The 26,388-nt window shown below is 63.8% G+C and carries 29 protein-coding genes; 16 read left to right on the top strand and 13 right to left on the bottom strand.

Going from position 1 to position 26,388, the window contains the following annotated elements; genetic code table 11:
- Positions 1-142: 142 nt before the first annotated feature.
- From NLY44_RS16770 to NLY44_RS16780, 3 genes are read right to left on the bottom strand one after another with little or no spacing between them, the layout of a single operon-like run.
- Complete coding sequence (locus NLY44_RS16770; protein ID WP_023691846.1) at positions 143-1,180, bottom strand: zinc-binding dehydrogenase; 1,038 nt, start codon at positions 1,178-1,180, stop codon at positions 143-145.
- Positions 1,181-1,191: 11 nt separating this feature from the next.
- Positions 1,192-1,476 carry a zinc-binding dehydrogenase gene (locus NLY44_RS16775; protein ID WP_196813644.1) on the bottom strand — a complete coding sequence of 95 codons (285 nt, stop codon included), beginning with the start codon at positions 1,474-1,476 and terminating at the stop codon, positions 1,192-1,194.
- Positions 1,397-2,638, bottom strand: coding sequence for an acyl-CoA dehydrogenase family protein (locus tag NLY44_RS16780; protein ID WP_023733516.1), 1,242 nt, complete (start codon positions 2,636-2,638; stop codon positions 1,397-1,399). Before NLY44_RS16780 ends, NLY44_RS16775 begins: the two co-directional genes overlap by 80 nt.
- Before the next feature lie 127 nt (positions 2,639-2,765).
- Between NLY44_RS16780 and NLY44_RS16785 the strand changes: the two genes are divergently transcribed.
- Genes NLY44_RS16785 through NLY44_RS16795 form a run of 3 tightly spaced genes read left to right on the top strand, consistent with a single transcriptional unit; the run spans position 2,766 to position 5,121 of the window.
- Positions 2,766-3,581, top strand: coding sequence for an SDR family oxidoreductase (locus tag NLY44_RS16785; RefSeq protein ID WP_023671153.1), 816 nt, complete (start codon positions 2,766-2,768; stop codon positions 3,579-3,581).
- Positions 3,578-4,093, top strand: a complete 516-nt coding sequence (locus NLY44_RS16790; RefSeq protein WP_280790513.1) for a MaoC family dehydratase — start codon at positions 3,578-3,580, stop codon at positions 4,091-4,093. The genes NLY44_RS16785 and NLY44_RS16790 overlap by 4 nt, the downstream gene beginning before the upstream one ends.
- Positions 4,090-5,121 carry a phosphotransferase family protein gene (locus NLY44_RS16795; protein WP_023728438.1) on the top strand — a complete coding sequence of 344 codons (1,032 nt, stop codon included), beginning with the start codon at positions 4,090-4,092 and terminating at the stop codon, positions 5,119-5,121. Before NLY44_RS16790 ends, NLY44_RS16795 begins: the two co-directional genes overlap by 4 nt.
- A gap of 250 nt (positions 5,122-5,371) precedes the next feature.
- Here the strand turns inward: NLY44_RS16795 and NLY44_RS16800 are convergent, their stop codons facing one another.
- A complete protein-coding gene (locus NLY44_RS16800; protein WP_023710915.1) occupies positions 5,372-5,992 on the bottom strand; it encodes a hypothetical protein in 621 nt (206 codons plus the stop codon).
- Between the two features lie 328 nt (positions 5,993-6,320).
- Here NLY44_RS16800 and NLY44_RS16805 point away from each other — a divergent pair, with 328 nt between their 5' ends.
- Positions 6,321-6,965, top strand: coding sequence for a TetR/AcrR family transcriptional regulator (locus NLY44_RS16805; protein WP_023671149.1), 645 nt, complete (start codon positions 6,321-6,323; stop codon positions 6,963-6,965).
- A gap of 186 nt (positions 6,966-7,151) precedes the next feature.
- Positions 7,152-7,385, top strand: coding sequence for a DUF680 domain-containing protein (locus NLY44_RS16810; RefSeq protein WP_023671148.1), 234 nt, complete (start codon positions 7,152-7,154; stop codon positions 7,383-7,385).
- Positions 7,386-7,525: 140 nt separating this feature from the next.
- Here NLY44_RS16810 and NLY44_RS16815 read toward each other — a convergent pair whose 3' ends face one another.
- The 6 genes from NLY44_RS16815 to NLY44_RS16840 are packed head-to-tail and all read right to left on the bottom strand — an operon-like array spanning position 7,526 to position 13,375.
- The gene (locus tag NLY44_RS16815; RefSeq protein WP_023691851.1) at positions 7,526-7,756 is read right to left on the bottom strand and encodes a hypothetical protein; all 231 of its coding nucleotides are present in this window, start codon (positions 7,754-7,756) and stop codon (positions 7,526-7,528) included.
- 52 nt (positions 7,757-7,808) lie between these two features.
- The gene (locus tag NLY44_RS16820; RefSeq protein ID WP_023691852.1) at positions 7,809-8,393 is read right to left on the bottom strand and encodes a sarcosine oxidase subunit gamma; all 585 of its coding nucleotides are present in this window, start codon (positions 8,391-8,393) and stop codon (positions 7,809-7,811) included.
- A complete protein-coding gene (locus NLY44_RS16825; protein WP_023814643.1) occupies positions 8,386-11,379 on the bottom strand; it encodes a sarcosine oxidase subunit alpha in 2,994 nt (997 codons plus the stop codon). The genes NLY44_RS16820 and NLY44_RS16825 overlap by 8 nt, the downstream gene beginning before the upstream one ends.
- On the bottom strand, positions 11,376-11,687 hold the full coding sequence (locus tag NLY44_RS16830; RefSeq protein ID WP_023683197.1) for a sarcosine oxidase subunit delta: 312 nt from the start codon (positions 11,685-11,687) through the stop codon (positions 11,376-11,378). Before NLY44_RS16830 ends, NLY44_RS16825 begins: the two co-directional genes overlap by 4 nt.
- Before the next feature lie 12 nt (positions 11,688-11,699).
- Positions 11,700-12,122, bottom strand: a complete 423-nt coding sequence (locus NLY44_RS16835; protein ID WP_023710913.1) for a hypothetical protein — start codon at positions 12,120-12,122, stop codon at positions 11,700-11,702.
- On the bottom strand, positions 12,122-13,375 hold the full coding sequence (locus tag NLY44_RS16840; protein WP_023686460.1) for a sarcosine oxidase subunit beta: 1,254 nt from the start codon (positions 13,373-13,375) through the stop codon (positions 12,122-12,124). Before NLY44_RS16840 ends, NLY44_RS16835 begins: the two co-directional genes overlap by 1 nt.
- A 202-nt stretch (positions 13,376-13,577) precedes the next feature.
- Between NLY44_RS16840 and NLY44_RS16845 the strand changes: the two genes are divergently transcribed.
- The 8 genes from NLY44_RS16845 to NLY44_RS16880 all read left to right on the top strand — a co-directional run bounded on the left by NLY44_RS16845 (position 13,578) and on the right by NLY44_RS16880 (position 19,776).
- Positions 13,578-13,946, top strand: a complete 369-nt coding sequence (locus tag NLY44_RS16845; protein ID WP_023683195.1) for a YrdB family protein — start codon at positions 13,578-13,580, stop codon at positions 13,944-13,946.
- A gap of 134 nt (positions 13,947-14,080) precedes the next feature.
- Positions 14,081-14,839 (top strand): SDR family oxidoreductase, encoded by a 759-nt coding sequence (locus tag NLY44_RS16850; protein ID WP_023804689.1) that lies wholly within the window; start codon positions 14,081-14,083, stop codon positions 14,837-14,839.
- Positions 14,840-14,944: 105 nt separating this feature from the next.
- Positions 14,945-15,331, top strand: a complete 387-nt coding sequence (locus NLY44_RS16855; RefSeq protein WP_023671139.1) for an SET domain-containing protein — start codon at positions 14,945-14,947, stop codon at positions 15,329-15,331.
- Positions 15,332-15,507: 176 nt separating this feature from the next.
- Entirely contained in the window at positions 15,508-15,786 is a 279-nt protein-coding gene (gene rpsU, locus NLY44_RS16860) for a 30S ribosomal protein S21 (protein ID WP_023671138.1), read from the top strand.
- 203 nt (positions 15,787-15,989) lie between these two features.
- A complete protein-coding gene (locus NLY44_RS16865) occupies positions 15,990-16,844 on the top strand; it encodes a tetratricopeptide repeat protein (protein WP_023804688.1) in 855 nt (284 codons plus the stop codon).
- A 258-nt stretch (positions 16,845-17,102) separates the two neighbouring features.
- The gene (locus NLY44_RS16870) at positions 17,103-17,576 is read left to right on the top strand and encodes a DUF992 domain-containing protein (protein ID WP_023671136.1); all 474 of its coding nucleotides are present in this window, start codon (positions 17,103-17,105) and stop codon (positions 17,574-17,576) included.
- A gap of 89 nt (positions 17,577-17,665) precedes the next feature.
- Entirely contained in the window at positions 17,666-18,145 is a 480-nt protein-coding gene (locus NLY44_RS16875) for a DUF992 domain-containing protein (RefSeq protein ID WP_023671135.1), read from the top strand.
- Between the two features lie 194 nt (positions 18,146-18,339).
- A complete protein-coding gene (locus tag NLY44_RS16880; protein ID WP_023740927.1) occupies positions 18,340-19,776 on the top strand; it encodes an MFS transporter in 1,437 nt (478 codons plus the stop codon).
- Positions 19,777-19,896: 120 nt separating this feature from the next.
- On the opposite strand, the gene coaBC is transcribed toward NLY44_RS16880, so the two are convergent.
- The 3 genes from coaBC to ubiE form a co-directional block, all read right to left on the bottom strand.
- Positions 19,897-21,363: a bifunctional phosphopantothenoylcysteine decarboxylase/phosphopantothenate--cysteine ligase CoaBC gene (coaBC, locus tag NLY44_RS16885; RefSeq protein ID WP_023804687.1), complete on the bottom strand. Its 1,467-nt coding sequence runs from the start codon at positions 21,361-21,363 to the stop codon at positions 19,897-19,899.
- A 67-nt stretch (positions 21,364-21,430) separates the two neighbouring features.
- Positions 21,431-23,005 (bottom strand): 2-polyprenylphenol 6-hydroxylase, encoded by a 1,575-nt coding sequence (gene ubiB / locus NLY44_RS16890; protein ID WP_023671132.1) that lies wholly within the window; start codon positions 23,003-23,005, stop codon positions 21,431-21,433.
- 31 nt (positions 23,006-23,036) lie between these two features.
- Positions 23,037-23,813 (bottom strand): bifunctional demethylmenaquinone methyltransferase/2-methoxy-6-polyprenyl-1,4-benzoquinol methylase UbiE, encoded by a 777-nt coding sequence (gene ubiE / locus NLY44_RS16895; RefSeq protein ID WP_023691856.1) that lies wholly within the window; start codon positions 23,811-23,813, stop codon positions 23,037-23,039.
- A gap of 133 nt (positions 23,814-23,946) precedes the next feature.
- Between ubiE and NLY44_RS16900 the strand changes: the two genes are divergently transcribed.
- From NLY44_RS16900 to NLY44_RS16910, 3 genes are all read left to right on the top strand, one after another.
- Positions 23,947-24,918 carry an adenosine deaminase gene (locus tag NLY44_RS16900; protein ID WP_023804686.1) on the top strand — a complete coding sequence of 324 codons (972 nt, stop codon included), beginning with the start codon at positions 23,947-23,949 and terminating at the stop codon, positions 24,916-24,918.
- A gap of 149 nt (positions 24,919-25,067) precedes the next feature.
- Entirely contained in the window at positions 25,068-25,697 is a 630-nt protein-coding gene (gene upp, locus NLY44_RS16905; protein WP_023671129.1) for a uracil phosphoribosyltransferase, read from the top strand.
- A 129-nt stretch (positions 25,698-25,826) separates the two neighbouring features.
- A complete protein-coding gene (locus tag NLY44_RS16910; RefSeq protein ID WP_023740923.1) occupies positions 25,827-26,384 on the top strand; it encodes a TIGR02281 family clan AA aspartic protease in 558 nt (185 codons plus the stop codon).
- Positions 26,385-26,388 lie beyond the last annotated feature (4 nt).

Raw genomic sequence — 26,388 nt, forward strand, 5'->3', positions numbered from 1 at the left:
AGGTCCGGGGTGGGGTGCAGCGCCAACTAACGTCGGTGCAGCGCTCCCGCGAATAACAGAGGTAGGAGCCAAAACCCCCACCCCGACGAAAGAGCAAAATTGCTCTTTCGTCGACCCTCCCCACAAGGGGGAGGGTAGAAAGTCACGGCCTAATAAACACCTTCCCGTTCGGCTTGGCCAGCTCCGCCGGGGCCTTCGCCATCGCCTCATCCAGCGGTAGCACCGCCGTCACGTCGGTTGACCAGCGCCCATCCGAAAAGCGCTTCTGTGCTTCCATGATCGCCGGGCCGCGCTTGTCGCGGAACTGGCGCATCCATTCGACCAGCCAGAAGCCTTCAATGTGCTTGTGTTGGAAGATCATCTGGCCGGGCTCACGGATGACAGTGGTGTCCGGATCGAGCCGTCCATAGATGATCCAGCGCGAGCGCTTCGGCATGGCGTCGAAGATCGCCGAGGCCAGCGGCCCGGTCACGGCATCGAGGAAGATGCGCGGCTGCTCGGCCTTGACCACATCGCGTAGTGCTGCCTTGAAATCCGGCGCCTTCTCGTTGAGCACATGGGCAGCCCCGATCTCCTTCAACAGCGGAATCTGCTCGTCGCGGCGTACGGTGACGATCGGCCGGAACCCAGCCTCCTTGGCGAGACCCGCGATCAGCTTGCAAAGCTGGCTGGCGCCGGCGGTCATGATGAAGGCTTTTTCGCCCGTCTCCTTGACGATGTCGAACATGGCGAGCGCCGTGAGCGGGTTGACGATCATCGCCGCGCCATCCTCGTCGCGGACCGTGTCGAGCAGCGGAATGCAGCCGGCAGCTTCGGCAACTGCATAGTCCGCCCACGCGCCCCAATTGGTGACGCCGGTGGTGAAGGCGATGCGCTTGCCGATCAGGCTTTTCGCATAGGGCTCGTCGCCGCTGGCAACGACCGTGCCGACACCCTCGAAGCCGGCCGGCTGGCCCTTGGCGCGCGGCTGACCGTACTGGCCCTTGATGAACATGACGTCGGACGGGTTGATCGAGGCGAGGCTGACCTTGATTAGAACCTGGCTCGGTCCGGGCGTCGGCACGCCGATGCTGCCAAGCTTGAGATACGGCTCCATCGCCTCCAGCGCACTGCCGGAGGGCGTCCTGGTGTAGCCGTCGCCGGTCAGCAGCAGTGCTTTCATGTCTGAGGGGATCGCCATGGCGGGGCTCCTTACAGTTTGAGGATGAGCTTGCCGGATGCGCCACGGCCAAGCACGCGCGTCACCACGGCGGCGGCATCGGCCAGCGGATAAGTGCCTTCGATGGCCGGCCGAACCTTGCCGGCGAGATGCCAGCCGACCAGCGCCTTCAGATTGTCGGCATGGACGAGCTGGTCGAGCGGCGCGAAATCGCGGGCGATAATGGCCTTCATCCGCTCAGACCTTTTCCTGCGTGTATTTCCTGAGTTCCGTACGCGCCACCTGCCGGCGGTGCACCGCGTCCGGCCCGTCGGCAAGGCGCAGGGTTCGCAGATGCGTCCATGAGCGTGCCAGCGGCGTGTCCTGGCTGATGCCTTGCGCCCCGAACATCTGCACGGCCTCGTCGGTGACCTTGAGCGCGACGCGCGGTGCGATGACCTTGATCTGGCTGATCCAGGGCGCGGCTGCGCGCGCATCGCCCTGGTCGATCATCCACGCCGCCTTGAGGCAGAGCAGCCGCGCCATCTCGATCTCCATGCGGCACTCGGCGATGATATCGAAATTGGCGCCGAGCTTGGCCAATGGCTGGCCGAAGGCCTCGCGGCGCACCGAGCGCTGGCACAGCAGCTCCAGCGCCATTTCGGCTTGGCCGATGGCGCGCATGCAATGGTGAATGCGGCCGGGGCCGAGCCGCCCCTGCGCGATCTCGAACCCCCTGCCCTCGCCGAGGATCAGGTTTCCGGCCGATACCCTGACATTGTCGAAGCGGAGGTGCATGTGGCCGTGCGGCGCGTCGTCATCGCCATAGACCTGCATCGGTCGAAGCTTGATCACGCCCTTGGTGTCGGACGGCACCAGGATCATCGAATGGCGGCGGTGCTGCGGCTCGGCTTCGCCGCCGGTGCGGACCATGACAATGTAGATGGCGCAGCGCGGGTCCCCGGCCCCCGACGCCCACCATTTCTCACCGTTGAGTGCATAGTCGTCGCCTCGCCGTTCGCAGCGCATGGCGATGTTGGTGGCGTCGGAGGAAGCGACGTCCGGCTCGGTCATCAGATAGGCCGAGCGGATCTTGCCCTCGAGCAGCGGCTCAAGCCATGCCTGCTTGTGGTCGTCCGAGCCGTAGCGCTCCAGCACCTCCATATTGCCGGTGTCGGGCGCCGAGCAGTTGAAGGTCTCGGCGCCGAGATGCGCCTTGCCCATCTCCTCGGCGAGGTAGGCGTATTCGACCGTCGAGAGACCATAGCCGCGCTCGGACCCGGTCAGCCAGAAATTCCACAGGCCGCGCTCCTTGGCCGTCTTCTTCAATCCCTCGAGGATCTCGGTCTGCCGCGCGGTGTAGACCCAGCGGTCGCCGCCCTTGCCGACCTCACTCAAAAAATCATGATCGAGCGGCATGATCTCATCGCGCACCATGGCGGCGACACGGGCGTGGATCGGCTTCAGCCGCTCGGTCATGCCGAGATTCATGTCCGCCATCGGTCTCCAACCCTTTCACGCATCTGGGCACTTTACCCGTGGCAAGGATGACCGTACTTCGGGTAGCCTTGTCAACGCGAGCCCCTTTCGCCCCGGACCGTGAGCAGAAAAGCGCGGAGGAATTCCGATGAGCTATCTGGAAGAACTGTTCTCAGTCGCCGGCAAGACAGCGCTGGTGACGGGAGCCGCGACCGGCATCGGCCGCATGGTGGCGACCGCTTTGGTCCAAGCCGGCGCCACCGTGATGATCGCTTCACGCAAGGGCGAGGATTGCATCAAGGTCGCCGCTGAGTTGAACGGGCTCGGCGGCTCCGGCAGTGCCGAAGGCTTTGCCGGTGACGTCTCGAGCGAAGCAGGCATTGCCGCGCTGGTCGGCGAGGTCAAGGCGCGCACCGAGAAGCTGCATATTCTGGTCAACAATGCCGGCATATCCTGGGGTGCCTCCCTGGAGGATTTTCCCTATAGCGGCTGGGCCAAGGTGTTCGCCGTCAACGTCACCGCCGTCTTCCATCTGACGCGCGAATTGCTGCCGCTGCTGGAAGCCGCCGCGAGCGATGCCGATCCGGCCCGCGTCATCAACCTGGGCTCGGTGATGGGCACGCAGCCGCTGGCCGACGACGCCTATTCCTACACCGCGTCCAAGGGCGCCGTTCACCACCTGACGCGCACGCTGGCGATCGAACTCGCGGCGCGGCGCATCACCGTCAACGCCTTCGCCCCCGGCCCCTTCCAGAGCCGGATGACCGCCTTTGCCACCGGCACCGAAGAAAAGGCCAGACATGTCGGCAGCCATGTCCCCATCGGCCGTATCGGCGTGGCGGATGACATCGGCGGCGCAACGCTCTATTTGTGCAGCCGTGCCGGTTCCTATGTCACCGGCGCCATCCTGCCGATCGACGGCGGGCAGTCGGTGCAGCATGGGCTGACATTGTTCAAGGAATGAGCCGCGGTCGGCGGCAAGGGGAGGACACCGCAGTGGAACCGATCAGTCTCGATGTGCTTCTGGCCAGCGTCGGCAAGGAAGTCGGCGTCTCGCCATGGCGCGAGGTCACACAGACCATGATCGACCAGTTCGCCGACGCCACCGACGACCACCAGTTCATCCATTGCGACCCCGAGCGGGCCAAAAACGAGACGCCGTTCGGCGGCACCATCGCGCATGGCTTCCTGTCGTTGTCGCTGCTCTCGGCGATGACCTTCGAGACCATGCCGCCGCTGGAAAAGGGCAAGATGGGCGTCAACCACGGTTTCGATTCGCTGCGCTTCCTGGCGCCGGTGAAGACCGGCGCGCGCATCCGCACCCGCTTCGTGCTGGCCGACGTCAAGGTCAGGCCGTCGGGCTGGGTGCAGACGGCGCATGACGTGACCATCGAGATCGAAGGCTCGAAGAAGCCGGCGCTGACCGCGCGCTGGCTGACGCTGACGCTGATCGAGCGTGAGCCGGAGACCGCATGAGCGACGCCAATACGCTCGACCAGACAGCGCTAGCCCCTTACCTCGAGGCGCACATCCCTGGTTTTGCACGGCTTTCCGCAATCGAAAAATTCAAATCCGGCCAGTCGAACCCGACCTATCTGCTGACCGCGGCCAGCGGCCGCTATGTCCTGCGCGCCAAGCCGCCGGGCCAGTTGCTGAAATCGGCGCATCAGGTCGACCGCGAATTCACGGTCATGAAGGCGCTGGCCGGCACCGCCGTGCCGGTGCCGGCGATGCTGCATCTGTCGGCGGAGGCGACGCCGATCGGCCGCATGTTCTACGTCATGGATTTTCTCGACGGCCGCATCTTCTGGGATCCGGCAGTGCCGGAGGCCGCTGGCAACGATGAGCGCGCCGCCCTCTACGATGCCATGAACGCCACCCTGGCCGCCCTGCACGACGTCGATGTCGAGGCGGTCGGGCTCGGCGATTTCGGCAAACCCGGCAATTACTTCGAACGCCAGCTGGCACGCTGGACCAGCCAGTACCGCGCCTCGGAGACCGGCACGGTCGCCGACATGGACCTGCTGATCGCGTGGCTGGAGACGCATATTCCGGCCGATGACGGCCGAAAATCTCTCGTGCATGGCGACTACCGGCTGGACAACATGATCTTCGCGCACAATGAGCCGAAAGTGCTGGCCGTGCTCGACTGGGAACTGTCGACACTCGGCGATCCCTTCGCCGACATCGCCTATCAATGCATGCAATGGCGCCTGCCGCACGCCTCGGGCTTTCGCGGTCTTGGCGGCGTCGACCGCGCCGCCCTCGGCCTTCCTTCCGAGGACGCGTACGTCGCCGCCTATTGCCGGCGGCGCGGGCTGGGCGGCATCGACAATTGGAGCTTCTTCCTCGCCTTCTCCTTCTTCCGCTTGGCGGCCATCTGTCAGGGCGTCTACAAACGGGCGCTCGACGGCAACGCCTCCAATCCCGAAAAGGCCAGGACCTATGGCGAAGCGGTGAAGCTGCTGTCGCACCTTGCCGCCAAGCTGATCGACCGAACCTGAGTAGACAATGAGATAGTGTGGTCGGCGCGATTTGATGACAGATCGGATCAGTTCCGTTCCCCGACCGGGGAGCAAGCCCACACGGAGGCGGTGGCAACCGGCCTGGAAACAGGACGCAAACCGATCACCGTCTGTAGACAGAGCATGATGCCGAAAAGTGTGAAGCGGTTTTCGGACGACATCATGCTCTATCTATTTGATTTAGAGCCGGATTCAGATTCAGGTCAATTCGACCTGAAATCATCCGGCTCTAGCGCGCATCGCTGGAAATGAACTTCATGTGCCGGCTGACTTGCAGGGCGATGTAGACGACCAGCGAGCATCCGATCGGAAACACGATCTCAATGAGGCCGGTGGCGACAGCCTGCGGCAATGCCAGCGCAATGTCCTTGGCTGCGGCGGTCTCGATCGTCAGCGCCGTGATCCCGCCGCCGAACACCGCGCCGGCCAAGGCACCCGCCAGCATGAAATGCAGCGAGCGAGGTTTTTCCTTGGATGCCAGCGAAGCCAGCATCCAGCCCAGCAAGCCATACTCGATCGCCCGCAACATACCGAGCGTGGTGAGCGACAGGATCACGGGCTTTGCCGATACATCAAGCGCGCTCACCATCACCTTTTGCGTACCTTTGGCGATGCCCATGGCCAGCGGCCCCGAGATCATGGCGATAAGGCCGCCAAGCGAGGCTCGCACCTTGGTGATCGCCGTGCCGAGGCTGACGCCGGCGCAGACGAAGAATGACCAGGTCACGCCTTGCGCCAAGTCTATCAGAACCTGGGTCGGGGCCGGGTGCGAACCTGCCGCAAATCCGGCAGTCAGAATAAGCGCTTCCATGGCGAAGCCGATTGCGATCGCCAGCCATGCGACTATCACGACTCGCCTGAGCGCCAGCCTTGCGCCATGAGAAAGTGGATGTGCGCCCGGCAGCCCGGACGAAAGCTCTATCGCAGCCATAGAGGCCCCCGAAAACCGAAATTTCTCGCAGAGCCGCCAAATAGGCTTTGTTTGTAACAGTCCGATGTTGCCTGCGTGCGCCCAGGTTACACATGCTGTGACATAGATGCCGGCGAAATGGACCAGACGGGCACGACTATTCGAGAGAAAGCTTGAGGTCGCTTTTTGATGTCCCTGACAGCGCCCTTGCCCGTTTCCGTACAGCGTATATATTCAGTCATGCACAACCAACCAAAGGCACCGGATCTTGCCACTGAGCGTTCAGAAACGCCGCGAGAAACAAAAGGCCGAACTGCGTTCCGAACTGCTCGACGCAGCCCACAAGCTCGTCAAGGAAGAGGGCTATGAAGGCCTGACCATCCGCAAGTTGGCCAAGCGGGTCGGCTATGCTCCGATGTCGGTCTATTCCTACTTCGCCGACAAGCAAGACATCCTGTTTGCGCTGGCCGAGGATGCCTTCGAAACACTTGCCCGCCGCATCGAGGAGCATCCTTCCGACGATCCGATCGAGGCCTTGCGTGCGGTGATGACCGAATATGCCGCCTTCGGGCTCGGCAACCCCAACGAATACCGCACCGTGTTCATGACCGAAAAGACCAAGCTGCCGGAAGGCAGAAGCTATGAGGACATGGAAGAGGCCAACCCGGCGATGAAAGCGCTGATATCCAGGGTCGAGGCCTGCGTTGCTGCAGGCAAGCTGCAGGGCGATCCGCGCGCCATCGCCACCATGCTTTGGGCAGTCGGCCACGGCACCATCTCGCTTTTGATCACGTTCCCGTTCTACCCCTTCGGGGATCCGCAGGCTTTCGTGACGCGGATGTGCGATTTCACACTCGCCACGCTCAGCACTCAGAATGTGCCGCCGCTGACCGAGACCCCGGTCGACTGCTGAGCATCCCCGCCCCTCCAATTCAACGTCCGGCCTGACAGCTTCGGCTGTGTCAGTGCGCCGCAATTTTCGGCATTCAAAAAAATTTGTCGTACGCGTACGCTTTTCGACTTGAAAACCCATCTCGGTGGGCGTATGTGTACGTTGTATCGTACATGTACGAAAAGAATTTAACCGATGGAGACAGACATGAACAAGACCCTTCTCGCTCTCGCCACCGTGCTGGCTCTCTCCGGCTCGGCTTTCGCCGCCAACAACACACACTCGACCAAGCAGGCCCCCGCCGCCACCTGCGTCGACACCACGACCAATGCCAAGCTCGATTGCGCCGTGACCGGCTCGGTCGAAAAGTCCGACGTCAAGGCCAAGAGCCCGCGTCTCGGCATCGAGATCAACCCATGGATCGTGCCGAGCACGTTCTAAGTTGATCGGGCTCGACCACAGCACAACGATTAATTTAAGGGCGGCAGGATAATCCCGGCCGCCCGTTTTTTCCTCAGCGCCCCCATTTCCTCAGCGCAAGCCGGCTTTTCCTGAGTTCAAACCTGGCGTAGCCGAACGGGTTATTTCTTGCGCGGTTTGCGACCCGGCACCGTCTTGGCCTTGCCGGGTCTTGCCGGCGCGCCTGGGATGGCGGTCGAGGTGATCGACACCGGATCGCTGGCCGGAAACGTGTCCTCGAGGCCTTCCTCGAGTTCCTCTTCTTCGGCAGTCACCTCGTGATGCTGCTCATGTTCGAGTGAGCGCACGGCGGACGTCTTGCCAGCTGACTTCGGCGGCGCTTTCGACGGCATCGTATGTTCTCCCTGATGGGGGAAGCAGAACGGCTTGACCCGTCAAACGTTCCTACGCCGCCGCGTCGCTGGCTGCTTCCGACAGGAAAGTAAAGACATAGTCCGAGAAGGAACGCCAGCACTCGACCCGGAAAGCGTCGGCTGCCGTGCGCAACAGCAGGATTTCGCACTTGCCGAGAATGGTGCGCGACGCCGCGCCCACCGGAAAAGCCTCGAGCGACAAATCCTGCGGGCAGCCTGCATTGATCGCGGCGGCAGCCGCCGGGCCGGTGACGGCGAAGGCGACGTTGCGGTGCGAGATGCCGACCGCCGAATGCAATGCGGCAACCCCAGCACGATCGGCCAGCGGATCCTTGCCAGCCTCATCGATAACCAGCCACTCGTCAGGGCCAAGCCACAGCGCCGTGCGCCCTGTCTTCGACGCCGAAGTTTTCGGCTGCTTCGGCAAGGTCAGGCCGAGCGCCTTCGACAGCGCCGCGACGGAAGCCTCCGGCGCGCGCAGCGACATGCGCTCCGCCGGCGGCAGCACCTCGACCTTGACATCCGTTGCGGAAACGACGCGTTCAGCCAGGGCCGGGCGGCGCTCGACCGACGGCGCTGCAGCTGGGGCCGTCTTCTTTGCAGCAGCCTTAGCCATTGAGGCGCCCTCCCGTCTCGTCGAAGAACACCATGCCGGTAACCTCCACTTCGATCATCCCGTTCGGCATCGGCACATAGAGCGTGTCGCCCATCCGGTCGCGCCCGCCGGCAACCAGCGCCAGCGCGATCGAGCGACCGCAATTTTCCGACCAGTAGCTGGATGTGACGTGACCGATCATCTTCATCGGGATCGCCTGCTTCGGGTCGGCGACGATCTGCGCGCCTTCCTCAAGCACCACTTTCGGGTCCTTGGTCTTCAAGCCGACCAGCTGCTTGCGGCCCTTGGCGACCAGATCGGGCCGCGTCAGGCCGCGAATGCCGACGAAATCGGTCTTCTTCTTGCCGACCGCCCAGTCGAGCCCGGCATCGTTCGGCGTCACCGTACCGTCCGTGTCCTGCCCGACGATGATGTAGCCCTTTTCGGCGCGCAGCACGTGCATCGCCTCGGTGCCGTAGGCAGTCGCGCCATGCTTTTGGCCCTCGGCCCACAGCGCTTCCCAGACGGCCTGGCCGTGATCGGCCGGCACGTTGACTTCAAAACCGCGCTCGCCGGTGAACGACATGCGAAACAGCCTGGTCGGCACGCCGCAGATCTTGCCTTCGCGCACCGACATATGCGGCAGCGCCTCGTCCGACATGTCGACGCCTTCGACCAGCGGTGCAATGATGTCGCGCGACTTCGGCCCCTGCACGGCGATGACCGCCCATTGTTCGGTGATCGACGTCAGCCAGACATTGAGATGCGGGAACTCGGTCTGGAGATAGTCCTCCATGTGGTTCATGACGCGCGGCGCGCCGCCGGTTGTCGTCGTCACATGGAAACGATCCGGCGCCAGTCGGCCGACGACGCCGTCATCATAGATGAAGCCGTCCTCGCGCAGCATGATGCCATAGCGGCAGCGGCCGCGTTCCAGCTTCTCCCATGGATTGGTGTAGAGCAGTTCCATGAACCTGGCCGCATCCGGTCCGACCACTTCGATCTTGCCCAGCGTCGAGGCATCGAACAGGCCGGCATTGCTGCGCACAGCGACGCATTCGCGGTCGACCGCCTTGTGCATGTCCTCGCCGGGTTTGGGGAAATACCAGGCGCGCTTCCACTGGCCGACATCCTCGAACACCGCGCCTTGAGCTTCCGCCCAGGGATGGATCGCGGTCTTGCGTGTCGGGTCGAACAGCGGACCGCGCGAATGGCTGACGATCGCGCCGAAAGTGACAGGCGTATAGGGTGCGCGGAACGTGGTCAGCCCGACCTCGGGGATCGGCTTGCCCAGCGTCTCGGCGGCAATCGCCAGGCCGTGCATGTTGGAGGTCTTGCCCTGGTCGGTCGCCATGCCGTTGGTGGTGAAGCGCTTGACGTGCTCGATCGAGCGCATGCCTTCATGCACCGCCTGGCGGATGTCCTTGGCGGTGACGTCGTTCTGGAAATCGACGAAGGCCTTGACCGTCTTGTCCGGCCCGGCGCCGGGCGCCGCGCCCAGCATGCCGCGCGACCAGCTTTCCGACGCGTCGACCTTCGGCTTAACGCCCTTGGCCACTTTGCCGCCCGCATCCTTCGCCGCCTTGGCGCCGGCCGCATAGGCTTCGTCGATCGACGCCGAGAGCCCATCCGTACCGTTGCAGGCGCCGACCGAAACGCAGTCCTGCGCATAGATGCCCGGCACGAAGCGCTTGGTCTCGTCATTGAAGGCGACCTTACCGCGCGACTGTGAGAACAAATGCACCGACGGCGTCCAGCCGGCCGACATCAGGATGGCGTCGACCGGAATGGTGCGCTCGCCGCCCCCATTCTTCGGCTGCACCGTCATCGAGGTCACGCGCAACTTGCCGCCGGCGCGGATCACCGCGCGGCCGAAATTGACCTCGATCCCGAGCGCCCTCGCCTCGTCGATCACAGGTCCGGTCGGATGGTCGCGCAGGTCAACGATCGCCGCCACGTTGACGCCGGCCTTCTTCAGGTCGATCGCGGCGGAGTAGGCCGAGTCATTGGCGGTGTAGACGCCGACATTTTTGCCGACCGCGACACCGTACTGGTTGAGATAAGTCCGCGCCGCCGAGGCCAGCATGATGCCGGGCCGGTCATTGTCGGCAAACACCATATGGCGTTCGATGGCGCCGGTCGCCAGCACCACGCGCTTGGCGCGTACCTGCCATAGGCGCTCGCGCGGCAAATCGTGGCCGGGGTTTTGCAGATGGTCGCTGACCCGCTCGACCAGGCCGACGAAATTCTGCGCGTAATAGCCGAACGCCGTCGTGCGCGAGAGCACACGGACATTGTCCATGGCGGCAAGCTTGGCTACCGCTGCTTGCGCCCAGCCAAAGCCGTCATGGCCGTCTATCCTGGCGCCGCTCTCGAAACGCAGGCTGCCGCCGAAGCCGGCCTGCTCGTCGACGAGGATGACACGCGCGCCGGTTTCGGCAGCGGCAAGCGCTGCCGCGATGCCGGCCGCACCGCCGCCCAGCACCAGCACGTCGCAATGCGCATAGCGCGAGGAATAATGGTCGGGATCTGGCTTGTCGGGCGAAACGCCGAGACCCGCCGCGGCGCGGATCTTCGGCTCGTAGAGACTCTTCCAGGCCGCCTTCGGCCACATGAAGGTCTTGTAGTAGAAACCGGCCGAAAACAGCGGCGATGCCAGATCGTTGACCGCGCCGACGTCGAAGGCGAGCGACGGCCAGCGGTTTTGCGAGTTGGCGACGAGCCCGTCATAGAGCTCCTGCACCGTGGCGCGGATGTTGGGCGCCTTGCGTGCCGCGTCGCGCTTGACCTCGACCAGCGCATTTGGCTCTTCCGCTCCGGCCGACAGGAAGCCGCGCGGACGGTGATACTTGAACGAACGTCCCACCAGATGCACGCCATTGGCAAGCAGCGCCGAGGCCAGCGTGTCGCCTTCGATGCCGGTGTAAGACTGGCCGTCGAAAGAGAACCGCGCGGTCTTGGCCTGGCTGAGACGGCCGGCGCTCGGAATGCGGAACGCGCCGCTCATTTGGAAGCCATTTCGTTGGAGTTTTTGGGCAGCTTGGACGGTTTCGGCTCGCCGGCTTTGTAAGTCATGACGAACTTGTCGGTGACGGTGTCGCGCACCGCGTTGAAGAAACGCGCGCAGCCATGGATGTGGCGCCAGCGCTCATAGATGATGCCCTTGGGGTTCGAGCGGATGAAGAAGAACTTTTCGAAGTCGTCGTCGCTCTCGCCCGCCATGTTGGCCGAACGCGCAATATGCGCCTCGCCGGCGTTACGGAACTCGAGCTCCGGGCGCTCTTCCTCGCAATAGGGGCAGCGGATGAGAAGCATTATCGTTTGTTCCTACAATTCGCCGTGGCCGACATGCGCGCCGGCCGGTTGGTTGCAAAGCCTCTGGCCCATCGCCGCAAAAGGCGCGACGAGCCGAATGCGCTCCTCCACGCTTGCGGCGGGGCGAAACAGCTCGCGATACGCCATGTTGCCGATCGTGAGCTGAAACGGATCGGTCGTCACGATGACGCTGCGCGGCTCGAATGTGTCGTCCTCGCCGAGATCGGAGGGCCTGTTCTCCATGAAGATGACCACCTTCTGGCCACCACTCCACACGCATGCCAGAATGCCGGCGTCGATCGAAAACGGCCAATTGGCTTCGTTGCCGGCGCGGCTGATCGGCTGCGTCCGCACCTCGTCCGGTGACGGAAAATGGAACAGGTCCTGCTCCCCCGCCAGCACCAGCGGCACCGCTACAGCCAACTCCACCATCATCAGTGCGCCACCGCCGCCGCCGCTGCCTCGTCGATGAGGCGGCCGGTACGGAAGCGCTCGATGGTGAAGGGCGCGTTGATAGGATGCGGATCGTCCTTGGCAATCGTGTGGGCAAAGACATGGCCTGAGCCGGGCGTTGCCTTGAAGCCGCCCGTGCCCCAGCCGCAATTGACGTAGAGGCCTGATACCGGCGTCTTGGCCAGGATCGGCGAACGGTCGGGCGTCACGTCGACGATGCCGCCCCACGAGCGCAGCATCTTCATGCGGGTGAAGATCGGGAACATCTCGCAGATGGCGTCGAGCGTGTGCTGCAGGATATGCAGGCCGCCGGTCTGCGAATAGGAGACATACTGGTCGGTGCCGGCGCCGATCACCAGCTCGCCCTTGTCGGACTGCGAGATATAAGCGTGCACCGTGTTCGACATAACCACGCACGGCACCACCGGCTTGACCGGCTCCGACACCAGCGCCTGCAGCGGATAGCTTTCCAGCGGCATGCGCACGCCGGCCATGTTCATGATCACAGAGGAGTGGCCTGCAGCCACCACGCCGACCTTCTTGGCGCCGATGAAGCCGCGCGTCGTGTCGACGCCCATGACCGCGCCATTGGCCGCCCGCTTGACGCCGGTGACCTCGCAATTCTGGATGATGTGCACGCCGCGCGCCGAAGCGCCGCGCGCATAGCCCCAGGCCACCGCATCGTGACGCGCCGTGCCGCCTCGCCGCTGCAAGGCGGCGCCGACGACGGGATAGCGCGCCTGCCTGGAAATGTTGAGCGGCGGGCAGAATTCCTTCGCCTGCTCAGGCGTCAGCCATTCATTGTCGATGCCGTTGAGACGGTTGGCGTGGACATGGCGCTTCAGCACCTGGATGTCGTGCACATTGTGCGCCAGCATCATGACGCCGCGCGCCGAATACATGACGTTGTAGTTGAGTTCCTGGGAGAGCCCATCCCACAGCTTCAGCGCATGGTCGTAAATGCCGGCGCTCTCGTCATAGAGATAGTTGGAGCGGATGATGGTGGTGTTGCGCCCGGTGTTGCCGCCGCCTAGCCAGCCCTTTTCCAGCACCGCGACATTGGTGATGCCGTGCACGGTGGCGAGATAGTAGGCGGTGGCCAGGCCATGACCGCCGGCGCCGACGATGATGACGTCATATTCCTTCTTCGGTTCCGGCGAGGACCATTGTTCCTCCCAGCCCTTGTGGCCGCGCATGGCCTCGCGGGCGATGGCGAATACCGAATATTTTTTCAACGTTCCAGCCTCGCAAATGGCGGTGGGGTATTTTACGCAGCCCCGGCGCGCGAGGTGTATCACTAGCGAAACGGCGCTTCCATCCTTGCGCTGTTTGCGACGGCGCTTGCCGTTTTGCGCCGCGGTGGAAAAGACCTGCCCGGGCTGGCAGGCATGGCTGCGTTCGGACACACTGGCGATCGCGAGACTCTGGAGGACGGATATGGGCAACGCCTGGTGGAATCTGACGTTGCGTTTCCTGCTGGAACTTGCCGCCTTGCTTGGCCTCGGCTTTGCCGGCTGGAGCCTCTCCGGCGGATGGTGGCGCTGGGTCCTCGCCTTGGCCTTGCCGTTCATTGCAGCTGCGCTGTGGGGAACCTTCGCGGTGCGCGGCGACCCAAGCCGGTCCGGACGCGCGCCGGTTCCTGTACCAGGCGCAGTCAGGCTGGTGCTTGAACTGGCCATCCTGTTTGGCGGTGCAGCCGGATTCTATGCCGCCGGTCACACAACCACGGGCGTTGTCATCACGCTGCTCATCGCCATCAGCTACGCATTTTCGCTCGACCGCCTCGGCTGGCTGCTGAAGCAATAGTCCGGCGCGCGGCGCTTGTGCCGCTGCGAAGCCATTCAGCAAGTCGAGCACGTATCGGGTGGCTAGCACCGTCCCGAACTGCGATCAACATCCCGGTTGCCGGCACAGCCGGCGCGATGAAAGGATGTAAGAAAATGTTCGTACTCACCAGTAAAATAGCGATCGTCACCGGCGCCAGTTCCGGCATCGGCCGCGCCACCGCAAAACTCTTCGCCGAAGAAGGCGCCAGGGTCGTCATCGCCGCCCGCCGCCAGGCCGAACTCGATGCGCTGGTCGTCGAAATCGAGGATGCCGACGGCACGGCAGTCGCGCTTGCCGGCGATGTCCGCGACGAAGTCTATGCAAAAGCCCTCGTCGATCTCGCCGTCGAAAAATTCGGCGGGCTCGATATCGCCTTCAACAATGTCGGCTCCGTCGGAACGATGGGTCCGATTTCGGAACTGTCGCTGGACGGATGGCGCGAGACGCTCGACGCCAATCTGACCAGCGCCTTTCTCGGCGCGAAATACCAGGTGCCGGCGATGGTCGAACGTGGCGGCGGATCGCTGATCTTCACCTCGACCTTCGTCGGTCACACAGTCGGCATGCCGGGCATGACCAGCTATGCCGCGAGCAAGGCCGGACTGATCGGCCTGACGCAGGTGCTGGCCGCCGAATACGGCCCCAGGGGGGTGCGGGTCAACGCGCTGATGCCGGGTGGCACCCACACGCCGTCGGCAACATTCAAGACGCCGGAATCACGCGCTTTCGTGGAAAACCTGCATGCCTTGAAACGTGTCGCTGTGCCTGAAGAGATCGCCCGCGCTGCGCTCTTCCTGGCATCGGATGCGTCGAGCTTCACCACAGGATCGGCGCTGTTTGCCGATGGCGGCGTCTCGATCACCCGGACGTGAAGCATTTCGCGGGTCATCGCCCGCGCCGATCAGCCATAGACCCCGAAACCGGACTTGCTTTTTCCACGCGATTTGGCGATTCGGTTTCGGGTGAGGAGGACGGACATGCTGCTGATCAGGACCTATGTCGCCCAGAGCGCAATCGAAGGCGTCGGCGTGTTCGCCGCCGAGCCGATCAGGAAGGGCGCCTCGATCTGGCGGCTCGATCCGGATTTCGACCGGCTGATCCCGATGGACAAATACGAGGCGGCGCCGCCGCACCTCAAGGAATTGCTCGACCGCTATGCCTATCCGAGCCCCGACCGTCCCGGCTTCATGGTCTATGAAGTCGATAATGGCCGCTTCATGAACCACGCCGAGCGGCCGAACACGGATTTTTCGCAATATGGCGGCGCCACCGCCACTCGAGATATATCAGCCGGCGAGGAAATTACCTGCGATTACGGCGAATTCTTCGAGGATTTCGCACGGCTCCATCTGGCCAGCGCCTAGTTGGCGCCCTATCTCGGGGCTGCCGTGGCAAATTGGCGGTTGTCCTTCATTTCCAGTGTGGACAGCGCGGCCTGATTCTGCTATCAGCCGCCACAATTCGTGGTGTAAAGCGCCGCGGAGGCATGTGGCTATGGTCACTTGCCTGTTGATATCAAACCCGAAAGACAGGATTGCCCGTGCAGGTACTCGTCCGCGACAATAACGTTGATCAGGCGCTTCGCGCTCTCAAGAAGAAGATGCAGCGCGAAGGCATTTTCCGCGAAATGAAGATGCGCGGCCATTACGAGAAGCCTTCCGAGAAGCGCGCCCGTGAAAAGGCCGAAGCCGTTCGCCGCGCCCGCAAGCTGGCCCGCAAGCGCGCCCAGCGCGAAGGCCTGCTGCCGATGACGCCGCGCCCGGTTGCTGCCGGCGCCGCCGGTGGTCCTGGTGGTGCTCCGCGTCCGCCGCGGTTCTGACGCCAATTTTTCGTCCTTTTCGAAGGATACTCAGAGGTGGCGCGATGCGGAATCGCCGCCACCTTTTTGTTTGGAGCGCCGCCATTCTGTTGGAGGCCGTTCCCTTGAACGCGCAAACGGCGTTCTAGATTTTGTTACGAGAATCTGTGACCCGGCCCGGAGGGGGACCTGGACGGCGAGGCTGAAGTGAGGACAGGGCAGACATGAACGCAATCGGCGTAGAGCGCAGAACCACAATGCGCGGTTTGGCCCTGGCGGCAGCCCTGATGTCCGGCCTGGTGCTTGCCTGTTGCCAGAGCGTTCCGACCGGCGAATTCAACAACATCGACAAGGCGCAAGGCTCGAGCGAGAACATCTCCTCGCTGTCGGCGGTGATCCAGCGCAATCCGCAGGATCCGGAAGGCTACAATGTGCGCGGCTCGGCCTATGGCCGTGGCGGCCAGTATCAGGCGGCGCTGAAGGATTTCGACACCGCCATCCAGCTCAACCCGAATTTCTACCAGGCCTATTCGAACCGGGCGCTGATCCAGCGCTTCCTCGGCAACCAGGCGGCCGCCCTTGCCGACTACAACCGCTCGATCCAGATCAATGCAAATTATGACGCCGCCTATATCGGCCGCGGCAACCTTTATCGCAAGGCAGGCCAGACCCAGCAGGCCTTCAACGATTTCCAGAAGGCGATCCAGCTCGACACCACGGATGCCCGCGCCTACCACAATCGCGGCCTGATCTATCAAAGCCAGGGCCAGCACAAGTTTGCCATCGAGGATTTCTCGACCGCCATCTCGCTGGCGCCGGACGCCGCCGAACCCTACAACGGCCGCGGCCTCTCCTATCTCGCCATGAATGACGAGGACAACGCCTTCTCCGACTTCAACATGGCCATCAAGCTCGACGGCAAGAACGCCGAAGCCTGGTCCAACCAGGCGCTGATCTACGAGCGCCGCGGCGACAAGGTCAAGGCCTCGAAGGCCTACCGCGAAGCCGTCCATCTCGACCCGACCTACCAGCCGGCCAAGGACGGCCTGTCGCGCACATCGGGCGCCACCGCCGGCTGAGATGCAGCCGGCGCGCCGCCATCCGCGGCCTTTTATAACAACGTTCCATTCCTGATGCAGTGCCCCGCTTGAGCGGTTTCTCCCCGGGAAAGCGCAGAGCGCTTCCGCTAGGGATGCGTATCCAGAAAACCCCACTATCACCCAATCTTAACCACCGGGGGCAAAGCGTTAACCCCTGCCTTGATCGCGCCAAGTTTTCAGCGGAACGCTCCGGGCCATTCAACCGTTGTTGAAGGCATTTTTCGAAAGGACTGACCCATGATCAAGAAAATCATCTGTGCCGCGGCACTTGCCACGACGCTGCTTGCCGTTCCCGCCAGCGCCGGCAAGCTTCAGCTCGGCACGCTCGATTGCACCATCGACGGCGGCGTCGGTTACGTCATCACGTCGAACAAGGGCGTCGACTGCACGTTCCGTCCTTATCACCATGGGCCGTCCGAGAAATACACGGGGATGATCTCCAAGCTCGGCGTCGATCTCGGCCAGACGCATCAGGGCCAGCTGGTGTGGGCGGTTCTGGCCGCCACCCGCGGCCATGACGAGGGCGACCTTGCCGGCCATTATTACGGCGTCAACGCCGAGGCGAGCGTGGTGACCGGCGGCGGCGCCAATCTGCTGGTCGGCGGGCTGGACGGCGCCTTTGTGCTGGAGCCGCTCAGCGTCCAGGCGCAGACCGGCGTCAATGTAGCGGTCGCCGTGACCTCCCTGGAGCTGATCCACTCGTTCAAATAAGCATCGGCAAATAAGGATCGACTGATCCCTCTACGCGCGGCGCGGAACAGGTTACTGTTTCGCGCCGCATGCTTTTTGGGGGATCCGCCGTGCTGAAACCAGCCATCGCCGCCGCTATCACCATCATCTGTACCGCCCAGGCCCAAGCGCAAGGCCAGGGTATCGAACTCGGTGTGCTCGATTGCGCCATCGGCGGCGGCACCGGCTTCATCTTCGGCTCCAGCAAGGATCTGAGCTGCACCTTCACGCCGGCCGACAAGAGCTTTTCGCCGGAAGCCTATTTCGGCGCCGTCAACAAATACGGGCTCGACATCGGCACCACCAAGCAGACCGTCATGCAATGGCTGGTGCTGACGCCGCTGAGGAACATCTATGCGCCCGGCGCGTTGGCCGGCGACTATATCGGCGCCAGCGCCGAAGTGACCGCGGCGGTCGGCGCCGGCGCCAATCTCCTGGTCGGCGGCTCCTCGCAGGCCTTCACTCTGCAGCCGCTCAGCCTGCAGACGCAGACCGGTATCAACATTGCCATCGGCGTCAGCCAGTTTCAGCTGCGCAGCATTGAGAACTGACCGGCGCATCAAGCGGAGAGGTTTCCGGCCAATCTCGACCGTCTGCACTTCGATAAAAAGCCACTTGAGCTCAACTGCGCTTGAGGTTTTACAACTCGCCTGACTGAAACAGCGCGCATGGCCCCGCCGGAAAGCCCCCATTGGCTTCTGGCGCCATGCGCCGGCATCGAGATATGCAAAGGCAGGGTAAAAGAATGACTGAAATCACCAGCAACAAGGTCGACTGGCGGGCATTGTGGGCAAGCGGCGACCTCGCGCGCTTCTGCTTCATCAGCCTCGGCATCCTGCTGCACGCCACCAACGAGACGATGGTGGCGACGGTCATGCCGGCCATGGTCGGGGACCTCGCCGGTGTGCAGTTCGTCGGCTGGTCGCTGGCCGTCTACGAGCTCGGCGCCATTGTCGCCGGCGCAGCGGCCGGGCGGCTGGTCAGCTATGTCGCTCTACGCTCCAACGTCACGGTCGCCGCCCTGCTCTATGCCGTGGGCGCACTGATCTGCGCCACCGCGCCGTCCATGCCGGTGTTTCTTGGCGGCCGTCTGGTCGAGGGTCTCGGCGGCGGTGCGCTGGTGTCGCTGGCCTTCGTCTCGGTCGAGCGGCTGTTTAACCGCAGCATCTGGCCACAGCTGTTCGGCATCATGTCGGCGATCTGGGGCGTCGCCGCCTTCAGCGGCCCGATGCTCGGCGCGATCATGGTCGAGCTCCTGTCCTGGCGCTGGGCCTTCGGCGTCTTCGTGCTGGGTGGCATCGCCATGGCATCGGCAAGCTTCATCGTCCTGAACACGCCGGAAGCGACGAAGCCGCAAGCCGCCGCCGGCACCTCGCCGCCCTTCCCCTTTGCAGCACTTGGCTGCCTCGCCATCGCCGTCGTGCTGATCGCCACCGCAGGCGTCGACGTCGCCTTGCTTCGATCGTCGCTGCTGCTGGTCCTCGGCCTCGCCGGCCTGGCGCTGTTCGTTTTCGTCGACGCCATGAAGCCGCAATCGCGACTGTTCCCGTCGGGCCTGTTCTCATGGCGCTCGCCGGTCGGCAGCGGCATGAGCATGGTTGCCGCCTTCTCGGTGGCGACAGTCTCTTTTTCCATCTACGGGCCGCTTCTGCTTACCACGCTGCACGGCATCCCGATCCTGACCACAGGCTACATCATCGCCGCCGAATCGATCGCCTGGTCAATCCTGTCGATCGCCGTCGCCAATGCGCCGCTGCAGCGCGAACGGCAGATCCTCGTCATCGGCGCGCTGATGATTGCAGCCGGCCTCGCCGGTTTCGCCTATGCCATCCCCGCCGGCTCGATCCCGGTGATCCTGCTCTGCGCTTTGTTGCAAGGCGGTGGCTTCGGCGTGTCATGGCCCTTCCTGACCCGCATCATCGTTGCCTCGGCCCGCGACGGCGAGCAGACGATCGCCTCGGCCGCCGTGCCGACCATGCAGCGCATCGGCTACGCCGTGGGCGCCGCCATGGCCGGCATCATCGCCAATGCCAGCGGCTTTTCGGACGGGCTGAACCGCGAGGCAGCAGCGCACGTCGCCGGCTGGCTGTACCTGGCCTTCGTGCCACTTGGCATTGTCGGTTGCCTGGCGGCGTTGAAGATGGCTTTGGCGGCACGCCGGCCGCAATTGGCGACAGGCTGAGGGCACGGCGGATCGAGAATTTGGCGACAGCATTCCGCCGGCGCTGTCGGCGTCAAATGCCCTCGGCCACAAGGCTGCCTGCAAGACCATGGCCTGCCCGATTGCGGAACCGGCGGCCGCTCAGGCTTGCAAACGCTCGGCGATGAGCGCGGCGAGCCGCGCCGCCACCTCGTCCTTGCCCATCTCAGGCCATTCCTCGACGCCGTCCTTCGAGACGATGCGCACCTTGTTGCGGTCGCCGCCCATGACGCCGGTGGGGCCGACGCCGCTTTCATGCGAGACATCGTTGGCGACAATGAAATCGGCGCCCTTCTTCTTCAGCTTGGCCTCGGCATTGGCAATCAGGTCCTGCGTCTCGGCGGCGAAGCCGACAACCAGCCCCGGGCGTTGCCCGTGATGACCGACGCTGGCGAGAATGTCGGGGTTTTCGACCATTTGCAGCGCCGGTGGGCCTTGGCCCGCCACCTTCTTGATCTTCTCGCCGGCCGTGCCAGCGGTGCGCCAGTCGGCGACGGCAGCTACGAAGACCGCGGCGTCCGCCGGCAACAACTGTTCGACGGCCGCTTTCATCTCGGCCGCGGTCTCCACATGCGTCGTCACAACGCCGGCCGGATCGGCAATGCCAACCGGACCGGAGACCAGGCGTACATCCGCGCCCAGTCTTGCCAGCGCTGCCGCAATCGCATGGCCCTGCTTGCCCGAAGAGCGGTTGGCGATGTAGCGCACCGGGTCGATCGGCTCATGCGTCGGCCCCGAGGTGACGATGATCCTGCGGCCGGCCACCGGCTTCGGCCTGCTGTCGAGCAGTGCCTCGATCACTGCCACGATCTCCAGCGGCTCGGCCATGCGGCCCTCGCCCGCCTCGTTGCTTTCCGCCATCTCGCCCTTGGCCGGGCCGACGAAGGCGATGCCATCCTTGGCGAGCGTCGCCCGGTTGCGGCTCGTCGCGGCATGCGACCACATTTTCGGGTTCATCGCCGGCGCCATCAGCACCTTCTTGTCGGTGGCGAGCAGCACCGTCGAGGCCAGATCGTTGGCATGGCCGTTGGCGAGCTTGGCCATCAGATCGGCAGTGGCCGGCGCCACTACCAGAAGGTCGGCCTCGCGCGACAGGCGGATATGGCCGACATCGTGCTCGTCATTGCGGTCGAACAATTCGCTGAAGACATGGTCGGCCGAAAGCGCGCCGACCGAAAGCGTGGTGACGAACTCCTGCGCCGCCGATGTCATCACGACGCGCACCGCCGCACCGCGCTCGCGCAGCCGGCGGATCAGGTCCAGCGCCTTGTAGGCGGCGATGCCGCCGCCGATGATCAGCAGGATGCGCTTGCCGTCGAGGGTTTTGTGCGTTTTTGTGGATTGACCTCGCTCGGGCAGATCGATGTCAAAACCTCCATGAGGCTCAACCAAGCGGCGGATTGTTGCATAGAGGGTTTCGCTCTCGGGCATGCCGGCTTCCGCCGACAGCACGCTTTTGGCAAGCGCATCACGCGCCTCTTCCTCCATCGACACCCCGCGCGCCGCAGCGCGCTCACGCAATTTCTGCTTCACGTCGTCAGCTAGATTGCGGACAGTAATGGTGCCCATGACTTGCTCCGCGACATCAATAGCGCGACTGCAACGCTAGCACCACAGTTGCTAGCGATGCAAGCGATCAGAGCAGCTTCCACGCGATATACACCAGCGTCAGCGCGATCACCCATAGCGCCAGCCGGCCCGAGCGGGTGTAGCGCGCTTCGGCCTTACCGATGGCGCGCGATGTCGCTTCGTCGAAGCGGAGGCCGTGCTCCGCCATAAAATCGATCTCGCGTGACAGCCGCTCGGTGCGGGCGGCAAGATCGGGCGCCTGGCGGGCCAGCGCCAGCAGCGCCTTGGCGCCGTCGCGCGCGTCCATCAGCAGGCCGCTCGGCCCGAGATTGCCGGCGATCCACTGGCCGACCACCGGCTCGGCCGTCTTCCACATGTTGAAGGCCGGGTCGAGCGTGCGTGCGACGCCTTCGACCACCACCATGGTCTTCTGCAACAGGATCAGTTCCGACCGCGTGGCCATATCGAACAGTTCGGTGACCTCGAAGAGCAGCGTGAGAAGCTTCGCCATCGAGATGGTTTCAGCCGGCTGGCCATGGATCGGCTCGCCGATGGCGCGAATGGCCTGCGCGAAAGCCGCGACATTGTGCTGGCGCGGCACGTAGCCGGCCTCGAAATGCACCTCGGCGACGCGCAGATAGTCGCGCGTGATGAAGCCGTAGAGGATTTCGGCGAGGAACCGGCGCTCCTTCTTGCCGAGCCGTCCGGCAATGCCGAGATCGACGGCGACGATATTGCCATTGGCCTCGACGAACAGATTGCCTGGATGCATGTCGGCATGGAAGAAGCCGTCCCGCAGCGTGTGACGCAGGAACGACTGGATCAGGTTGGTGGCGATCGCCTTCAGATCGTGCCCCGCCGCAGCGAGCCCGGCGATGTCGTTCATCTTGACGCCGTCGACCCATTCCATGGTCAGCACATCGCGCCCGGTGCGCTCCCAGTCGACCGACGGCACGCGGAAGCCCGGATCGTCCTTGGTGTTTTCGCCCAGTTCCGAAAGTGCGGCCGCCTCGAGGCGAAGATCCATCTCGATCTTGGTGGTCTGCGCCAGCGTCTCGGTCACCTCGACCGGCCGCAGCCGGCGCGACGACGGGATGTATTTCTCCTGCAGCCGGGCGGCGAGGAAATAGCTTTCGAGATCCTGGAAGAAGCGGCGGCGCACGCCAGGCCGGATCACCTTCACCGCCACCTTGGTATCGACACCGTCATGCATGGCCTGCGCGGGATGGACCTGGGCGATGGAGGCCGCCGCGACCGGCCCGCCGAACTGCGTATAGAGTTCGCCGATCTTGCGCCCGAGCGAGCCCTCGATCGCCGCCACCGCTTCCGCCTGCGAAAAAGTGTGCATCTTGTCCTGCAGCATGGCGAGGTCGAGCGCCATGTCGTTGCCGACGACATCAGGCCGCGTCGCCAGGAACTGGCCGAGCTTGACGTAGGAGGGTCCGAGCCGGACCACCGCCTTGGCCAGCCGGTCGCTGCGCTCATAAGCGAGCGCGCGGCGGCGGGTGAAGAGCCGGGCCATGCGCCAGCCGAATTTCGGCAGGCCGCCGAGTTCGTCGCCCGGCAGTGCTGCGATCACGCCCTCGCGGACCAGCACCCAGCCGGCCCGCGCGAGCCGAAAGGCGGCGCCGACGCTGCTCATCGCCTACCCTGCTGCTGCAAACTGTGGTGCCTCAAAGCTTCCAGCCCGAATGCAGGGCGGCAATGCCGCCGGAATAGTTGCGGAACGACACGCGCTCGAAGCCCGCGCGGGTGATCATGGCAGCAAAGTTCTGCTGATTGGGAAATTTGCGGATCGATTCGACCAGGTAGGAATAGGGTTCGCCCTCGCCCGTCACCATCTTGCCGATCTGCGGAATGGCGTTGAACGACCAGGCTTCGTAGACCTTGTCCAGCAGCGGCATCTCGACCTCGGAAAACTCCAGGCACAGGAACCGTCCGCCGGGCTTCAGCACGCGAAAGGCTTCCGTCAGCGCGACATCGATGCGCGGCACGTTGCGGATGCCGAATGCGATGGTGTAGGCGTCAAAGGTGCTATCGGTGAAAGGCAGTTCCTCGGCATTGGCCTCGACGAAATCGGTGTTGCCGGACAGGCCCTTTTTCTCCGCGCGGTCACGGCCGACGCTAAGCATCGAGCCGTTGATGTCGAGCACCGTGGCATGCGTGTTGCCATGGCTGGCGTCTACAATGCGGAAGGCGATGTCGCCGGTGCCGCCCGCCACGTCAAGCACTTTCCAGCCCGGACGTTTCGGCGGATTGAGCCATGTCACCATGGCATCCTTCCACAGCCGGTGCAGCCCGGCCGACATCAGGTCGTTCATCAGGTCGTAGCGGTTCGCCACCTTGTGGAAAACCTCATTGACCAGAGGCTGCTTGTCGCCTGGCCCTACCTTCTTGAAACCATAGGAGGTTTCCATGCCGCCCGCGGCCGTGGTTCTCTCAACTGACATTATTTTGATCCGTCATAAAACCGGCGGGACCATAGCCGATCGATGGTGCGGGCGCTATTGTTTAAGGCGCGGTGTTCGGCCGCGCTTCCAGGTGGTGGGCTTACGGCCTGGACTGATGAGACGGGATAACTGCATGCCTTTGAAAGCGGAACTGCACTGCCACATCGAGGGGGCAGCGGCGCCCGAACTCGTCGTCCGCCAGGCGCAGAAATACGGCAAGGACACCTCGCTTTATATCCAGAACGGCTCGTTCGTCTGGCACGACTTCACCTCTTTCCTCGCGGCTTACGACTTTTCCGCCGACCTGTTCCGCTCCGAGGAGGATTATGCCCGCCTCGCCGACCATTATCTGACCAGCCTTGCCCGCGACGGCGCCATCTATTCCGAAGTCTTCACCTCGCCCGACCATGCCGTCAGGGCCGGCCTGTCGCCCAAGGCCTACACCGATGCGCTCGGCGAAGGCATGCTGCGCGCCAAAGCCAAGACCGGCATAGAGGGCCGCATGATCGTCACCGGCGTACGCCATGTCGGCGTCGAATCGATCGAGCAGGCGGCGCGTTTTGCGGCGCGCTGCGGAAATCCGCTGGTCACCGGCTTCGGCGTCGCCGGCGATGAACGCATGGGCGAGATGGAGGATTATGTCAGGGCCTTCGAGATCGCCCGTGAAGCGGGTCTTGGCATCACCATCCATGCCGGCGAGTTGACCGGCTGGGAGACGGTGCAGGCCGCACTCGACCACATCCGCCCCTCGCGCATCGGCCATGGCGTGCGCGCCATCGAAAATCCCGACCTGGTGCGCCGCATCGCCGATGAGGGCATCGTGCTCGAATGCTGCCCCGGCTCCAACATCGCGCTCAAGGTCTACGACAGTTTCGCCGATCACCCTTTCCCTGCGCTGCAGGCAGCCGGCTGCAAGGTGACGCTGAATTCTGACGACCCGCCCTATTTCTGGACTTCGCTGAAGCGCGAATACGACATCGCCGCCGAGCATTTCGCTATGAACGAAAAGGCGCTGGCCGCCATCACCCGAACCGCGATCGAGGCGGCTTTCGTCGACAGGAAGACGAAAAGCGCGCTGCTTGCCCGGCTCGATGCGAAGAGGTGACTGGTGACTGGTGACTGGTGACTGGTGACTGGTGACTGGTGATTGGTTTGCCGGCGCTTCGGCCTGTCAACGGCAATGATCGATCCATCGGGACTCGCAAACCTGCTCACTATTCACTATTCACTATTCACCATTCACTGGAGCAACCCATGCAGGGCGTCACCGTCGTCGACCACCCGCTTGTCCAGCACAAGCTCACCATCATGCGCAAGAAGGAGACGTCGACCGCTGGTTTCCGGCGGCTGCTGCGCGAGATCTCGCTCCTGCTCGGCTACGAGGTCACCCGCAACCTCGAACTGACGACGACGACCATCGAAACGCCGATGGAAACCATGGAAGCGCCGACGCTGGAGGGCAAGAAGCTCGTCTTCGCCTCGGTGCTGCGCGCCGGCAATGGCCTGCTCGAAGGCCTGCTCGACCTGGTCCCGGCGGCCCGCGTCGCGCATGTCGGCCTCTACCGCGATCACGAAACGCTGGAGGCGGTGGAATATTTCTTCAAGGCGCCGAGCGATCTCGCCGACCGGCTGGTGATCGTCGTCGATCCGATGCTGGCGACCGCGAACTCGGCCATCGCGGCCATCGACAAGCTGAAGGAGCGCGGCGCCACCAACATCCGTTTCCTTTGCCTGCTGGCGGCGCCAGAAGGCATCGAGCGCTTCACCAAGGCGCATCCGGATGTTCCCGTGTTCACCGCTTCCATCGACCGCCAGCTCAACGAGAAGGGCTACATCATGCCCGGCCTCGGCGATGCCGGCGACCGCATGTACGGAACCAAATGACGGCGGCTGGCAAGGCCAGCTGACATCCAGTCGTTTACCGCCCGTTTACGCAAAGCCGCGGTTTCGGGTTGGCGTTAAAGCGGCACACACCATACGTGGGCAAAAATGGGCCTTCACGAAGGTCCATTCATGCTGCGCAAGCTTCTCATTCTGGGCGTGTTCGCCGGAACGTCGGCATCGATCCCGATCGTCTATCAGTCGAACCCGCAGATTCTCGACAACCTGTTGAAGTCGACCGTCGCCGGCAAGCCGCAACCGCAGCCCGAGCTGAGCCTCGCCTCGGTTCCCGACAAGCCGGCCGCACCGCTGCCCACCGGTCGCAAGGTCCTGGTGGCGGCCGACGAGCGCGGCCATTTCACCTCCGCCTTCAAGCTCAACGGCCGCCAGGTCGACGGCATGATCGACACCGGCGCCACTTTGGTCGCCATCAACACCTCGACGGCGCGCCGCATCGGCATCTCGCTCAACCCGTCGGATTTCAGCCATCAGGTCAACACCGCCAATGGCGCGATCAGGGCCGCTGTGGTCAACATCGACCGCCTGCAGATCGGCAAGATCAGCGTCGACAACATCCAGGCCGTGGTCCTCGACGACAAGGCGCTGCGCACCAACCTGATCGGCATGAGCTTTTTGCAGCGGCTGGCAAAATACCAGGTCGAAAACGGCACACTGTTGCTGGTGCAGTAGCGCC

Origin of the sequence: Mesorhizobium sp. C089B (assembly GCF_030323125.1) — a bacterium.
Taxonomy (GTDB): Bacteria; Pseudomonadota; Alphaproteobacteria; order Rhizobiales; family Rhizobiaceae; genus Mesorhizobium.